The sequence below is a fragment of the Enorma phocaeensis genome (assembly GCF_016901575.1).
GTDB lineage: Bacteria > Actinomycetota > Coriobacteriia > Coriobacteriales > Coriobacteriaceae > Limicola > Limicola phocaeensis_A.
Genome location: NZ_JACJKQ010000001.1, coordinates 1 through 14,494 on the forward strand (window position 1 = coordinate 1; position 14,494 = coordinate 14,494).

The following is a 14,494-nucleotide window of genomic DNA, read 5'->3' on the forward strand; positions in this document are numbered from 1 at the left end:
AGAGCGAATGGGGGTCCCGCCGCTATCTGGACGTGACGCTGCTGGAGGGGTAGCCGCACCGGAGGGCGGGCCTATGGGGCTGTCGGAAAGTGCGCAAGAATCTTGACGGTACCCTGCCGTGGCTCCTCGGGTTGCGGCGGCATAGGGGCGCGGCGTTTTGCCCGTCTGCAATCGGACGCCTATTCGAAAGGATCCAGCGATGAAATACTTCGGCACCGACGGCTTCCGCGGAGAGGCCAACGTGGGGCTCACCGTCGAGCATGCCTTCAAGATCGGCCGCTATGTTGGCTGGTACTACGGCGAGCGCCAGGGCCGCAAGGCCCGTGTCGTGCTGGGCAAGGACACGCGCCGCTCGAGCTATATGTTCGAGTCGGCGCTCACCGCGGGCCTCGTCGCCTCGGGGGCAGACGTGTACATGCTGCACGTCATCCCTACGCCGGGCGTTGCCTACGAGACGGTCGACGGCCGCTTCGACTGCGGCATCATGATCTCCGCCTCGCACAATCCCTATACCGACAACGGCATCAAACTTGTCAACAGCGAGGGCTACAAGATGGACGAGGACGTCCTTGAGCTCATCGAGGACTACATCGACGGCAAGAGCGAGGTGCCGCTTGCCACCGGCGACCATATCGGCTCGACCATCGACTACATGCAGGGCCGCAACCGCTACATCGCGCACCTCATTGCCAGCGCCAACTTCTCGCTGCAGGGCGTGAAGGTCGGCCTCGACTGCGCCAACGGCTCGGCGTCTTCGGTGGCCAAGCCCGTGTTCGACGCCCTCGGCGCCGACGTCCGCGTGATCAACAACGCGCCGAACGGCCTCAACATCAACGTCGACTGCGGCTCCACCCATATCGACCGGCTGCGCCGCCATGTGGTCGAGCAGGGTCTTGACGTGGGCTTCGCCTATGACGGCGACGCCGACCGCTGCATCGCGGTCGACGAGCGCGGCAACGTGGTCGACGGCGACCTCATCATGTATGTCTGCGGCGTCTACCTGAACAAGCACGGCCGCCTCACCGCCGGCACCGTCGTGCCCACGGTCATGAGCAACTACGGCCTCTTCAAGGCGTTCGACCAGGCGCGCCTCTCCTACGAGACCACCGCGGTGGGCGACAAGAACGTCTATGCCTGCATGCGCAAGAACGGCTACAGCCTGGGTGGCGAGCAGTCTGGCCACATCATCTTTGGCGACATCGAGTGCACCGGCGACGGCATCATGACGAGCCTGCGCGTCATGGAGGTCATCCGTGCCGAGCGCGAGACCCTCTCTCAGCTGTGCGCGCCCGTCAAGCTGTATCCGCAGGAGCTCGTGAACGTGCGCGTGAAGGACAAGGACGCCGCCATGGGCGATCCTGCGGTTGCCGATGCGGCGAAGCAGGCGGACGAGTTTCTGGGTGACCGCGGCCGCGTGCTCGTGCGTGCAAGCGGTACCGAGCCTCTGGTGCGCACGCTCGCGGAGGCGCCGACCGACGAGCTGTGCCGTCAGGCAAACGGGATCGTGCTGAAGGCGCTGGAGCCGCACCGCGCCGAGTAGGGAAGTGTCGGCAAATAAGAAGCTGTCGTAAGGGCCGCATGGGCAGGGGCGTTCATACGGTCCTTACTTATATATTGACAGCTATGGAGAACTGGTTGGTGCGCGGTGCGTGGCCGCGGGCAGGTGGGACGAGTTTGGGCAGGTGGGCGGTAGGCCTGCCGCCGTCGGCGTAACGTTTATGCAAAGACGGAGGCTTCCTCATTGACGAATAATGTCACCCCTCCTACTATGTAACAAACATGGGAGGGGTAGGACACTATTTCTTCCCGGCTTTGGCAACATGAGAAGGAGCCACCTGTATGAAGAAGTTTGTCACCATGCTTGCTGCTGCGACGCTGGCGTTTTCTGTCCCCTGCGTTGCGCTTGCTGCTCAGTTCAACAGCCCGAGCGGCACCACCGTCACCTCCCCGTCCGCCCCGAACGGCATCGACGTGTCGATGACCGTCTCCGGCGACGTCACGAGCGCCTCCGGCTCCGGCTACATCGAGGTCCTGCCTGCCGACACCGGCGTCCAGGCAGATAACGTGCCCGCCGGCGTGGCCCCCGATGCCACCTTCACCGTCGAGGCCGTGGGCGACGCCACCTTCACTGAGCTCACGCTCACCTTCAGCGTCGGCTCCGAGTACGCGGGTGCCAACGCGACCGTCTACATCACCCACGGTGACGGCTCGAGCGAGGTTCGCGAGGTGACCGTTGCCGCCAACGGCACCATCGAGATCACCGTCGACCGCCTCTCGGTCTTCTCCGTCGTCGTCGACAAGGACTCCGTCCCCGCTGACGGCGCCGGAACCACCACGGGCACCGGCTCGACCGCCAACCCCGACACCTCTGCGACTTCGCCCCAGACCGGCGTCTTCGTTGCCCCGATCGCCGCAGTGACCGCAGTCGCCACCATGGGCGCCGCTGCCTCCGCCGTCGCTCTGCGTAAGAAGGGCTCCAAGTAGGCTTGCATGTTGCAGGCGTCGCTTGCGTTCGTACGCCGAGGCGCCGCTACGTTATAGGCATGTGATGGGAACCTGCTTTGCGCGGGTTCCCATTTTGTATATCTGCCACACGTTTCACGACTCTCGAGGCCAGACGTTGGTGGCAGTAGGAATGGATGAGAGATGACAGACGGCAACAGGCTTGGCAAGCATGCTCGCGTGTCCCCGGCATCGGATCTGGTCCCAGCGGGGGAGGAGCGCCCAAGCGACGCTTCGTCCAAGATGGAATCGAGCGTCTCACCTGAGGTGGCGACCGATTCTCAGGAGTCGCCTGGGTCCGCCTCGGCGAAGGACGCCGAGTCAGCGCCCGACTCCGGGATGGCTCATGGCCCCAAGCAGGGCTCCCGGCCCCATCAGGCTCCTGGCTCGACGTCGGCGCTGCGCAGGCCCGTGCTGGTTGCCGTGCTCGTCGTGTGCCTGGCGGTCGCCGTGGGCGGTTTCGTTACGCTTTCGGGCGTGCTCTCCGCTGGCGAGCGTGCGCGCGAGCGACAGGAGCAGACGCCGGTTCCCGAGACTCCCACCGAGGAGGAGCTGCCCGACAACCCCATCGACTTCGCGGCGGAACAGGAAAAGAGCGCCGACATCTATGCGTGGATCTATATTCCCGACACCGGCGTCAACCTCCCCATCGTGCAGAGCTCGGTCGACGACAACTTCTATCTGAGGCGCGACGTTACGGGTGCCGACGACGTCTTTGGCTCCATCTTCACCCAGAGCATGAATGCGCGCGACTTCTCCGACCCGGTGACCCTCGTATACGGGCACGACACCGACAACGGGACCATGTTCGGCGACCTCCACAAATTTGAGGACAAGACGTTCTTCGACGAGCACGAAGACATGTATATCTACACGCCCGGCCACATCCTTACCTACCGGATCGTGGCGGCATATGTGTACGACGACCGCCACATCATGAACAGCTTCGACTTCTCGGATCTTGCTGTGCGCCAGCGGTACTTTGATTCGGTGTTGAACCCCACCTCGATGGTGGTGAACGTCCGCGACGGCGTCACGCTCACCACTGATGACAAGATCGTGCAGCTGAGCACCTGCAACGGCGTGAGCACGAGCGACAATACCCGCTATCTGGTGACAGGAGTGTTGGTCGATGACCAAGAGACCAAGTGAGGATGCCGCCGGCATGGAAGACACCGTAATGGGCGGGGCTGCGCGCGAGAGGAGGGAGGCGGGCCTCCAGCCTTCGGGCGCCAAGCTCTCCGCGTCTCCCGATGCGGACGGCGCCGAGGCGGAGGAGGACGATTTGCCTGCGCGCCCCCGTGGCAACCATTTCAAGCCGTCGAAGCCGGACCCCGCCCAACATGACGAGGCCGGCGAAGACGCCGCCGATGTGCGAGAAGCTGATGCAAAACCTTCTTTTGGAGCTTCTAGCGCGGTGGATGACGGGAAGTCTCTGGATGCCGCGCATCCAGAAGATGCCGGAGAGCCTGTCGACCCTGAGCGGGAAGAGGTGCAAGACGGCGACCTGCCGCCGCTGCCCGAGCTGCCGACCGACCCTCACGAGGGGCTTCGTCGCGTACGCAAAAAGACCCATAACAAGGCAAAGCGCCGCCTTAAAATCGCCGCCGCGGCGGTGCTCGTGGTGGCCGTGCTCGCCGGGACGGCCGTCTTTGCGCTCAACCGCCTCGTGGCGCAGGGCGGCGAGGCGCTCCGCAGCGCCTCGACGCCCGAGGACCTGCAGGCGGCGGAAGACGCCGAGACCAAAGACGAGGGCCTGACGGTCGAATACCAGGGCAAGACCTATCGATACAACGAGAACATGGTGTCGATCGTGGTCATCGGCTACGACAGGCGTGACAGCGTGGAGACCACGGGCAAGGCGGGGCAGGGCGACGCGATCATGGTCGTCGCCATGGATACCGAGACGGGCGCGATGCGCGTCATCGGCATTCCGCGCGACACCATGGTCGACGTGGACGAGCATCTGGGCGACGCGTTCATCGGCCAGGACCAGATGCAGATCGCGCTTGCCTTCAGCTATGGCGACGGGTATGACGAGAGCAGCCGCAACGTGGTCCGCGCCGTGTCGCGCGTGCTCTACAACGTGCCCATGGAGTACTACTTCGCCATGGACATGAACGGCGTCGGTCCTCTGAACGATGCCGTGGGCGGCGTGACGCTCACCCCGATTGCCTCCATCCCAAACACCTCGATCGTCGAGGGCCAGCAGATCACGCTTCGCGGCAGGCTTGCGCTGAACTACCTGCAGTATCGCGACACCTCGCAGCTCACCTCGTCGCTCGATCGGCAGGCTCGCCAGGTGCAGTACCTTCAGGCGTTCTTCCCGCAGGCAATCGCCAGCGCGCAGGGCAATCCCGGCGTGTTGATCGACCTGTATAACACCGCGCTCGAATACTCCACCACCAACCTGGGGCTGAGCGAGTTCAGCTTCTTGGCCGCGCAGCTCATCCAAAACGGCATGAGCCAGCTCGACGTGACGACGCTTCAGGGCGAGGCGGTGAAGGGCACGCAATACGTCGAGTTCTATCCCGACATGACGAGCGTATACGAGACCGTGCTCGACACCTATTACACCGTGGTGGATGAGAAGGCGGCTGAGGACACCGAGGAATAGGCGGGAGAATCCCTGTTGCGCGACAGTGGTATCGCAAATTGAGGTCCAGTGGCCCTCCGGGGCGGGGGTGCGGGGCGGTCTACGCATAAAGAAATGCAAAATGCCTGAAAGAACCGGCAGTTCTATGCAGGTAGAGCACCCTTGCGCACTGAAGTGTGCTAAAGTATGCGCGTTTACATCGACGCTGCCAATCCCAGCGCGCGAGCAACCAATGTGGAGGAGGATTTTCATGCCCGAGAAGATTGAAGAGCTGGTTCGCGCCGCACTCGCCGCGGCCCAGGACGCAGGCGACCTGCCCGCGTTCGACCTGGAAGATTGCGGTGTCGAGCGACCGGCGGACACTTCTCATGGTGAGTGGACCTCCACCATGGCGCTGAAGTCCGCCAAGTTCGCGCACTGCGCCCCGAAGAAGATCGCCGACGCCGTGTGCGCGCACATGCCCGCAGACCCGGTTGTCGAGAAGGTCGAGGTCGCTGGCCCCGGCTTCATCAACTTCTACCTGTCTGCCGCTGCCAAGAACGCCGTGTTTGCCGAGGCGCGCGAGCAGGGCATGGACTTCGCCCGCTCCAACGTGGGCGGCGGCCTCAAGACCCAGGTCGAGTTCGTTTCCGCAAACCCCGTCGGCCCCATGCACGTGGGCCATGGTCGCTGGGCCGCGCTTGGCGACTCCATGTGCCGCGTCATGTCGCACGCCGGCTACGACATTCAGCGCGAGTTCTGGATCAACGACTACGGCAACCAGATGAACACCTTCGGCAACTCCATCTCGAAGCGCTATATGCAGCTCGCCGACATCATGGAGAAGCAGGGCTGCGACATCGACGCCGCCCGCGACTTCCTGGCAAAGGACCGCGACAACTTCGTGCAGGACGAGGCCGACGAGCATCCCGACAGCCATCCCTACATGGATGACTTCACGGCCGACCTCGGCAAGGACTCCTACGGCGGCACCTACATCATCGACGAGGCGGCTGCCTTCTGGAAGAGCGATGGCGACAAGTGGGTCGACGCCGACCCGCAGGAGCGCATGCTCTCCTTCCGCGAGCGCGGCTATCAGAAGATGCTCAAGGACATGCGCGAGACCTGCCACGACGTGCGCTGCGACTTCGACGTGTGGATGAGCGAGCGCACCATGTACCAGAAGGACTGGACGGGCACCTCTCCGGTCGAGCGCGCCTACGCCAAGCTCGATGAGATGGGCTACCTCTATCGCACCGACGACGGCGCGCTGTGGTTCAAGTCCACCGCCTTCGGTGACGACAAGGACCGCGTGATTCAGAAGTCCAACGGCGACTACACCTACTTCTCCTCCGATATCGCCTACCACTGGAACAAGTTCCAGCGCGTGGACCATGTCATCGACATCTGGGGCGCCGACCACCATGGCTATATCGCCCGCGTGCGCGCCGTCTGCGACGCCCTCGGCTACCCCGGGCAGTTCGAGGTGCCGCTGGGCCAGTTCGTGAACCTGCTTCGCTCCGGCAAGCCCGTGCGCATGTCCAAGCGCAAGGGCACGATGATCACCTTCCGCGAACTCATCGACGAGGTGGGTGCCGACGCCACCCGCTACACGCTCGTCTCCCGCTCCTCCAACCAGACCATCGACTTCGACATCGATGCCGTGAAGGAGAAGAGCCAGTCGAACCCCGTGTATTACGTGCAGTATGCCCACGCCCGCATCTGCTCCATCCTGCGCAAGGCTGCAGGCGTTACCAAGGAGCAGGCCGACCTCATGGGCATGGAGGCCGTCGCGGTGAAGGCCGTCGGCAGCGACGTCAACTACTCGCTGCTCACCGACCCCACCGAGCTCGCGCTCTCCCGCAAGCTCTCCGAGCTGCAGGACCTCATCGCTGGCTGCGCCCGTGACCGCGCGCCGTTCCGCCTCACCCATTATCTGGAGGAGCTGGCCGCCGACTTCCACAGCTTCTACGCCGCGTGCCAGGTGCTGCCGAGCGAGGGCCGTCCGGTCGATCCGGAGCTCACCCGCGCCCGTCTCGCCGCCTGCGACGCCGTCCGCTCGGTGCTCGCGCTCGTCCTGTCGCTCATCGGCGTGTCCGCGCCTACGCAGATGTAGGCTCTCCGGCGCCGGTTTGCCCCGGTAGCCGTGCGTATATGACGCGTTTATGACGCCCGTCCGGCCGTTCGCCGGGCGGGCGTTCGTTTTGTCGGCGCGTTTGGTGGGTTGTGTTACACTACAGGTGCGCAAAGGCGCATCTCCCCTTAAGAACATATTTCGGCACCGCAGCAGCATATGTGACGTTTGGCGCGAGTAATTACTTCTTGGCGGTGCATCCGAGATGCCAAGGCGCTTGCATTCTTACCTATTTGTCTCGGCGACGGGCGATATTTGCATGCAGGACCAGGTCCTGAGCGCGGCATGTCGCGAAGGGCGTCGAGTGGACGCATCGCAGGCGAGAGCGTCCATCGGAAGAAAGTTGGCAGATACGTGACAGAAGACATGAATGGTGCCGTAGAGTCACCTGCGCCCCAGCAGGAACGCGCGAACGTCGCGCCGGCACCCGAGGCGGAGGCTCCAAAACAAGCCCCAGCCGCTCGTGAGGAGAAGCGCTCCTCTGGGACGCCTGCAGGCGATGGCGGCGCTCCAACGGCGGTCGAGCCAGCATCCGCCCAGAAAAACGCTGCGGATGCACCTGCGGAGGAGCGTCCTCGCCGTCGCGGGCGCAAGCCCAAGGCGGCTTCCGCCGCTTCTGAGGGCGCCGATGCGGCTCCCGCTGCAAAGCGCCGGACGCGTCGCGCCAAGACGGCGGACGCCGGTGCAGAGAAGGCGCCGTCGGCACCCATCTCCGACGAGGTCGCCCAGGCGCGCGCGTTGGCCCAGGTTTCCCAGGCGTCGGTGGTGCGCAGGCAGCGTCGTGCCGCCGAGCGCGCCGCAGAGGCCATCGCCGGTGTCGGAGATGCTCCTTCAGGCTCTGAGCCTCTGCAGGTAGAGATTCCCCTCGTTGATCCTGCCCTGCGCCCGCATCGCCGTGGCCGCAAGCCCAAGGCCTACGTCGAGGCGGAGCGTCGTGCCGCCGAGGCGCTCGCCGCCGCCCAGGCTGCCGCCGAGGCGGCTCAGGCGCCCGAGCATGCCGATACGCCTGCCGCCGGCGCCGCCGCTTCCGAGGACGTCGCCCCGCGCGATGCTCATGCGCTCGATGGCGCGGAGGCCCGCGACGCCTCGCAGTCCCCGGAGGACGCATCCTCCCAGGCTGCTCCGGCGCCCGAGGACGCTGCCGACGTGCATCCCGGACGCGGTCGTCGCGCTGCGGCGGCGGAGGGCAAGAAGGCTGCCGGCCGCAAGCGCAAGAAGGCCGCCGACGAGGCGGCTGCCGAAGAGGCACCTGCAGCCGCGACGGCTGAAGAGGCGCCTGCCGACCAGGCGGGGGAGGCGGCGTCCCAGGAGCATGCGCGCCGCTCCCATGCGCAGCGCCGCGACCGCGGCGAGCGCGGAGGCGACCGCGGGGAGCGCGAGGGCCGCGAGGGTCGTTTTGACCGCAACGACCGCAACCAGGGCGACCGCAACGACCGCCGTGGCCGCCAGAAGGACCGCAAGCAGCGCAACAACCGCTTCAACGTTCCTACGGAGCCGTCGCTCTCCCGCGACGACCTCTCAGCCATGAAGGTCGCCGAGCTGCGCGAGAAGGCCCGCGAGCTCGATATCGACGTCACGGGCAAGAAAAAGGCCCAGCTCGTCGAGGAGGTCTATCAGGCCGCAGCACGCGCCGAGGGCTTCCGCGACATCGAGGGCATCCTCGAGATCTCAAACGAAGGCTTCGGCCATATCCGTGCTCACGGGTACATGCAGAGCCGCGACGACGCCTTCGTTCCCGCCAATCTCATCCGCGCGGCACGCCTGCGTCCCGGCGACTTCATCGTGGGCACCCTTCGCCCCTCGCGCCAGGGGGACAAGTATCCCGGCCTGGCGAAGATCACGAGCGTGAACGGCCTCGATCCCGAGCAGATTCGCACCCGTCCCAAGTTCAGCGACCTCACGCCGATCTATCCCAACGAGCGCCTCAAGATGGAGCACGGCAAGGACTCCATCACCGGTCGCGCCATCGACATCGTCGCGCCCGTCGGCAAGGGCCAGCGCGGCCTGATCGTATCGCCGCCCAAGGCGGGCAAGACCACCATCTTGAAGAAGATCTGCCAATCCATTGCCACGAACAACCCCGAGGTGCACCTCATCTGCCTGCTCGTCGACGAGCGCCCCGAAGAGGTCACCGACATGCAGCGCTCCATCAAGGGCGAGGTCGTCGCTTCCACGTTCGACATGCCGGCCGATAACCACACCCGGGTGTCCGAGCTCGTCATCGAGCGCGCCAAGCGCTTGGTGGAGCTCGGCGGCGACGTCGTGGTGGTGCTCGACTCCATCACCCGTCTCGCACGCGCCTACAACCTGGCTGCGCCGGCGTCCGGCCGCATCCTCTCGGGCGGCGTCGACTCGGCGGCCCTCTATCCTCCGAAGCGCTTCCTGGGCGCCGCGCGCAACATTGAAAACGGCGGCTCGCTCACCATCTTGGCATCCGCGCTCATCGATACCGGGTCCAAGATGGACGAGGTGATCTTCGAGGAGTTCAAGGGTACCGGCAATATGGAGCTCAAGCTCGACCGCGACCTCGCCGACCGCCGCATCTTCCCGGCGATCGACCCGGTGGCATCAGGCACGCGCAACGAGGACCTGCTCATCGACGAGCAGATGCGCCCGTTCGTGTGGGGCATCCGCCGCGTGCTTGCCAACATGAACAACACCGAGCGCTGCGCGTCCTCCTTCATCAAGGGGCTCAAGAGCACCAACTCCAACGAGGAGTTCCTCATCCGCTCCGCAAAGCGCGCCGCCGACCTCGGCGAGCTCCGGTAGCGGCAGCGCCTCGCTTGAGCTGCCGCCGCAAGACGTCCCGTCTCGTCTGGTGTCGGTAAGCTCGATGTAAGGTCTTTTCGAGCGCCCGCGCGTCATCGCAGCGGGCGCTTTTTCTTGCGGTATCGTATATGGGCTTGACGCGAGGCGTCGGCGGGGACGGCAGGTCCGCCCCGAAACACCAGGGTTTCCAACGAAAGGCGGGGATGCACGATGATCGAGTATTACAAGACAGGGGCCGATGGCAAGACTGCGCTGGTGGAGGCGCCTGAACCGGGATGCTGGATCAACGTGGTCGATCCCACCGCCGAGGAGCGGGCGCTGCTGGAAAACGAGTTGGGCGTGCTGCCCGAGTTCTTGCGCTCGGCATTGGACGAGGAGGAGACCTCGCGCATCGACTACGATGACGACGTCAACCAGATCTTCGTGATCGTGGACTACCCGACGGCGAAGTTCACGCCGGGCACGCGCGACACGCTGCCGCTGCAGTATGACACCATGCCGCTGTCTATGGTGTTCATGCCGGACAAGAACCAGTTCGTCACCGTGAGCCTGCACGAGAATCTGGTGACCGAAGACATGGCAAAGGGCCGTATCCGCGGGGTCGACACGCGCTACCGCACGAGGTTCTTGCTGCAGCTGCTGCTGCGCATCAGCCAGCTGTACCTCATCTACCTGCGCCGCATCGACCGGCTCTCCTCCAATACCGAGGCGCGCCTGCATGCGTCGGTGCGCAACGAGGAGCTCATCCAGATGCTCAATCTCGAGAAGTCGCTCGTCTACTTCTCGACGTCGCTCAAGGCCGATGAGGTGACTCTCAACAAGATCATGCACGGCAGGCTCATTCCGCTCTACGAAGAGGACCAGGATCTGCTCGAGGACGTGCTCGTCGAGATTCACCAGGCCATCGAGATGTGCAACATCTACTCCAACACGCTCTCCGGCACCATGGATGCGTTTGCGAGCGTCATCTCGAACAACCTGAACATCGTCATGAAGGTGCTCTCGGTCATCACCATCGTCATGGCGATCCCCAACATCATCTTTGGTTTCTACGGCATGAATGTGGCCTTGCCGTTTGAGGGCGTCCCGTTTGTGGGCACCTGGGTCTTCCCGGTTCTGGTCACCGCGGTCTGCTGTATCGTGGCCGCCTACATCTTCAAGCGTCTGGGCATGTGGCACTAGGCTCGACGATGTCAAACAGGGCCCTCTCCAGCCGCGCGGCGACGCGATAGGGGAGCACCTTGCTTGCAATGTAGAAGGCCTTCATGTCTGCAGAGGGTATGCAGAGCTGCCGTCCCGCGCGGGCGGCAGCAAGCGCCTTCGCAGCCACCCTGTCGGGACCCTCGAAGCCGATAAGCGCAGACATGGTCTCCATGGTCTCTGCGTCGCCGGGCCTGTCGAGAAACTCGGTATGCATGAATTTCGGGCAGACGGCGGTGGAGTGGATGCCCACCTCGCCGAGTTCGGTGTCAAGCGAGCGCGAGAGGTCGAGCACGAAGCGCTTTGCGGCCGCGTACACGGCAAGGCCGGGTTGCGGCATAAAGGCGGCGACGCTCGCGACGTTGAGGATACGGGATCCTGCATGCATGTAGGGGAGTGCGCGGTAGATCATCTCGACCGGAGCACGGACCAAAAGCGACAGCATGCATGAGACGTCGCGCTCCTCCTGCAGGGCAAGCGGGCCAAAGGTTCCGCAGCCGGCGTTGTTGACCAGCAGGGCGACGTCGGCGTCTTCTTCGGCAAGCGCGGCATCGATGATATCGAAGGAGACGGGATCGGTGAGATCGAGGCAGAACGGGCGGACCGGCGTCTTGCAGGTGCGTACGAGGGCCTCGAGGCGATCGGAGCGCCGCGCCACGACCCAGATCTCGTCCACATGGCCCGCGTCGCCGGCGTCGATGCGCCGGACGAACTCCCTGCCCAGTCCCGAAGACGCGCCGGTGACCAATGCGATGCTCGCCATGGGTGCTCCATTCCTCAACAAGCGAAACGTTGTGCGCGAAGCCTGCCGAGGCGGACGTAGGTGACCCTGGGCAGGCGCATTGTAATAGTTGTTCCCCAAATGCGCCCGCGCAAACGCGAGACGCCCGCTTGCCCGCCGCGACCATATTCGATTGAGCCCGTGGGTCGACGCGACGGGTGGGGCCCATTTGGTTGATGCCGAGGCGGCACCTATGATCGAGTTTTTGCAGATGCGCTCGCTCCCCATCGTTTTCGGCCTCTTTGCGGTTTCCCCTTGGCAAGCTGTGTGGCTCGCCTATAATGGCCATAACGATCGCGACGGAAAAACAGAGATGAAACGCACTACCATCCGTTGCCTGGGGCATATCCCTTCGCACAATCGTCATCTTGTTTCGAGCGAGCCGTTGGTTGGTTTGGGTGGTTCCGTCTATGGTGGCGGGAACTGGTGAAGGAGACGGCGATGGCTGATTCTCGCAGAGGTTCGCGTGCGGCACGTGTCGGCATTTCCTGTGCTGCGGGCATTGCGGTGCCTGCTGCGGCATTTGTCGCCACCATGCCTTTTGAGGGCGTCCACGAGGTCGTGGCGGCCAATGTCGTGCCGTTCGCCGTGGGCTCGGTCGCCGGCGCTGGCATCCTGACGGCGGTCTCGGGCATTGCCGACCGCCGGCAGCGTCGTCGTGAAGAAGATGAGGCGCGGCCGTCGGGCAGTCGTTATTCCGATGCTGTGCGCATGAGGCCGCTGCCCAAGGACGTTCCCGTCATCGCGCGCGCCCACGACGCGCTTTCCGAGGAGGAGGCGTGGGCAGAGATCGACGCCACCTTCACCGACGGGTCTCCGATCAGCTGTGACGCGACGCGCTCCAAGGACATCTATCAAATCGCGCTCGAGGAGCTTCAGCGAAGCTCGTCCGCCCACGCCGCGGCGCCTGCAGGCGATGCCGCCGAGGCTTCCTCCTCTGCGCAGCCAGCCGCCGGAGAGCCCGGCGTCGTGACGGCGTCGATGCTCCGGCAGAGCTTGGCCGACACCACGGGCGCCTATATGGCGCTGCGCAACGAGGGTGCGGCGACCACTGCCAGCCTGAGCGCTTCAGATGATGCTACGAGTGCCACGACGGTCTCGCTTGATGAGGACGATACCGAGGCCGCCCGTCAGGCGCTCGCGTCGCTCGACCGCTTCGAAGATTCCGGCGCCCTCGGTGCGCCGAGCGTTTCTGCTGCCGGCATCACGACCAAGGCGACGACGGGCGTCGTGCCGGTCGCTCCTGTCCAGGCGTCCCTCTCGCGCGGGGTCGCTGCCCCGCGCCCGTCCTCAACGGGCTCCATGGGAGTCGCTCCGACTCGGGCCGGCATGCGTGCCGACGAGCCTGATGACGACATCGAGGTTCCCATGGTCGATTACTCTGGCCATGAGGACATGTGGGCCCAGGCGCTTGCTATTCTCGAAGGGCCGGTACAAGAGGAGGCCCCTGCGTATGTGCCGAAGCATTTCCGCGCCGCCTCGGCCTCCACGTCAACCAGGGCAGCCGCCATCGCGGAAGGCGATCGTGAGACGCGCATCCACAGCCATGTCAACGAGTTGCTCGAGCAGGAGCTCGACCGCGCCTCCTCGCAGAGCGTCCGTCGAACGAGCCGCGAGTACCTTCGCGTCATTCAAGGCGGCACGGCATCTTTTCCTAGGCAGCAGGCTGAGGGCTGATGAAGCGCGTATCGATTCCCTGGCTGGTCGCAGGCGTCGCAATCATATGCGTCATCTGGGGCAACTCGCTCATGCCGGGCGCGTCGAGCAACGGGTTTAGCTTGCATGTCCTCGACGATGTGCGCTCGCTGCTGGATTCGCTCGGCATCGCAAGCGGCTGGCTCACCAACTTTGTGGTTCGCAAGGCGGCGCACTTCAGCGAATACGCCGTGCTGGGCGCCGTGATGGCGAAGGCGATCGATCCCATGCGAACCTTTGACCGCGCGCGGCTGTTTGCGCTCTGTCTCACGCTTGTGCTCGTGCCTTCGATTGACGAGACCATCCAGCTGTTCGTGCCCGGCAGGTCGGGCATGGTGACCGATGTGCTGCTCGATTGCTCTGGCGCCGCCTTCGGCGTCCTTTCGAGCGCATCCATAGGCCGCGCTTTACGTCATCGGCGCAAATACCTGCAGAAATGATATCCAGAGTACGAATGTGGCGAATCGGCCAAAAAAGTTGAAAAAAGTACTTGCATCCGGATGGGGCTCCTGCAATAATAATCAAGCGCTGAAGGCGCAGGAACACGGTGGGTGTAGCCCAGTTGGCTAGAGCGACGGGTTGTGGTCCCGTAGGTCCAGGGTTCGAGTCCCTGTACCCACCCCAGTGTGTTTCTTACATAGACGGACCGGTAGCTCAGCTGGTAGAGCAGGGGACTCTTAATCCCAAGGTCCAGGGTTCGAACCCCTGCCGGTCCACCATCGCTTCTAAAAGCCAGGTATTGCCTGGCTTTCGTTGTATTACAGGTATTATGTATCAAGGGAAGATCTCGCTCCCATCTGATGTGGATGTCGTCTGCAGCGAGATTGCATGATGCCTT

At 64.3% G+C, this 14,494-nt stretch carries 11 protein-coding genes and 2 tRNA genes; 12 read left to right on the forward strand and 1 reads right to left on the reverse strand.

The genetic code is table 11. From position 1 onward, the window contains the following. The first annotated feature begins 199 nt into the window (after positions 1–199). From glmM to H6A15_RS00035, 7 genes are all read left to right on the forward strand, one after another. The gene (gene glmM, locus H6A15_RS00005) at positions 200–1,540 is read left to right on the forward strand and encodes a phosphoglucosamine mutase (protein WP_204671012.1); all 1,341 of its coding nucleotides are present in this window, start codon (positions 200–202) and stop codon (positions 1,538–1,540) included. Positions 1,541–1,839: 299 nt separating this feature from the next. Further along, complete coding sequence (locus tag H6A15_RS00010) at positions 1,840–2,484, forward strand: hypothetical protein (RefSeq protein ID WP_204671014.1); 645 nt, start codon at positions 1,840–1,842, stop codon at positions 2,482–2,484. Positions 2,485–2,745: 261 nt separating this feature from the next. Next, on the forward strand, positions 2,746–3,654 hold the full coding sequence (locus H6A15_RS00015) for a class B sortase (RefSeq protein ID WP_239462218.1): 909 nt from the start codon (positions 2,746–2,748) through the stop codon (positions 3,652–3,654). Between the two features lie 13 nt (positions 3,655–3,667). Next, positions 3,668–5,119: an LCP family protein gene (locus H6A15_RS00020; RefSeq protein WP_204671016.1), complete on the forward strand. Its 1,452-nt coding sequence runs from the start codon at positions 3,668–3,670 to the stop codon at positions 5,117–5,119. A 229-nt stretch (positions 5,120–5,348) separates the two neighbouring features. After that, entirely contained in the window at positions 5,349–7,193 is a 1,845-nt protein-coding gene (argS, locus tag H6A15_RS00025; RefSeq protein ID WP_204671018.1) for an arginine--tRNA ligase, read from the forward strand. Positions 7,194–7,577: 384 nt separating this feature from the next. Continuing rightward, a complete protein-coding gene (gene rho / locus H6A15_RS00030) occupies positions 7,578–9,980 on the forward strand; it encodes a transcription termination factor Rho (RefSeq protein ID WP_204671020.1) in 2,403 nt (800 codons plus the stop codon). 210 nt (positions 9,981–10,190) lie between these two features. Beyond that, a complete protein-coding gene (locus H6A15_RS00035) occupies positions 10,191–11,162 on the forward strand; it encodes a magnesium transporter CorA family protein (RefSeq protein ID WP_204671022.1) in 972 nt (323 codons plus the stop codon). Here H6A15_RS00035 and H6A15_RS00040 read toward each other — a convergent pair. Next, positions 11,137–11,943: an SDR family NAD(P)-dependent oxidoreductase gene (locus H6A15_RS00040; protein ID WP_204671031.1), complete on the reverse strand. Its 807-nt coding sequence runs from the start codon at positions 11,941–11,943 to the stop codon at positions 11,137–11,139. The two genes, H6A15_RS00035 and H6A15_RS00040, sit on opposite strands and share 26 nt — an antisense overlap. Positions 11,944–12,154: 211 nt before the next feature. Between H6A15_RS00040 and H6A15_RS00045 the strand changes: the two genes are divergently transcribed. The 5 genes from H6A15_RS00045 to H6A15_RS00065 all read left to right on the forward strand — a co-directional run bounded on the left by H6A15_RS00045 (position 12,155) and on the right by H6A15_RS00065 (position 14,375). Continuing rightward, positions 12,155–12,391 carry a hypothetical protein gene (locus H6A15_RS00045; RefSeq protein WP_204671033.1) on the forward strand — a complete coding sequence of 79 codons (237 nt, stop codon included), beginning with the start codon at positions 12,155–12,157 and terminating at the stop codon, positions 12,389–12,391. An 11-nt stretch (positions 12,392–12,402) separates the two neighbouring features. After that, complete coding sequence (locus H6A15_RS00050; protein ID WP_204671035.1) at positions 12,403–13,638, forward strand: hypothetical protein; 1,236 nt, start codon at positions 12,403–12,405, stop codon at positions 13,636–13,638. After that, positions 13,638–14,096 carry a VanZ family protein gene (locus H6A15_RS00055; RefSeq protein ID WP_204671037.1) on the forward strand — a complete coding sequence of 153 codons (459 nt, stop codon included), beginning with the start codon at positions 13,638–13,640 and terminating at the stop codon, positions 14,094–14,096. The genes H6A15_RS00050 and H6A15_RS00055 overlap by 1 nt, the downstream gene beginning before the upstream one ends. A 107-nt stretch (positions 14,097–14,203) precedes the next feature. Further along, positions 14,204–14,280: transfer RNA gene (locus H6A15_RS00060), tRNA-His, on the forward strand. Between the two features lie 19 nt (positions 14,281–14,299). Beyond that, positions 14,300–14,375, forward strand: a tRNA-Lys gene (locus H6A15_RS00065). Positions 14,376–14,494 lie beyond the last annotated feature (119 nt).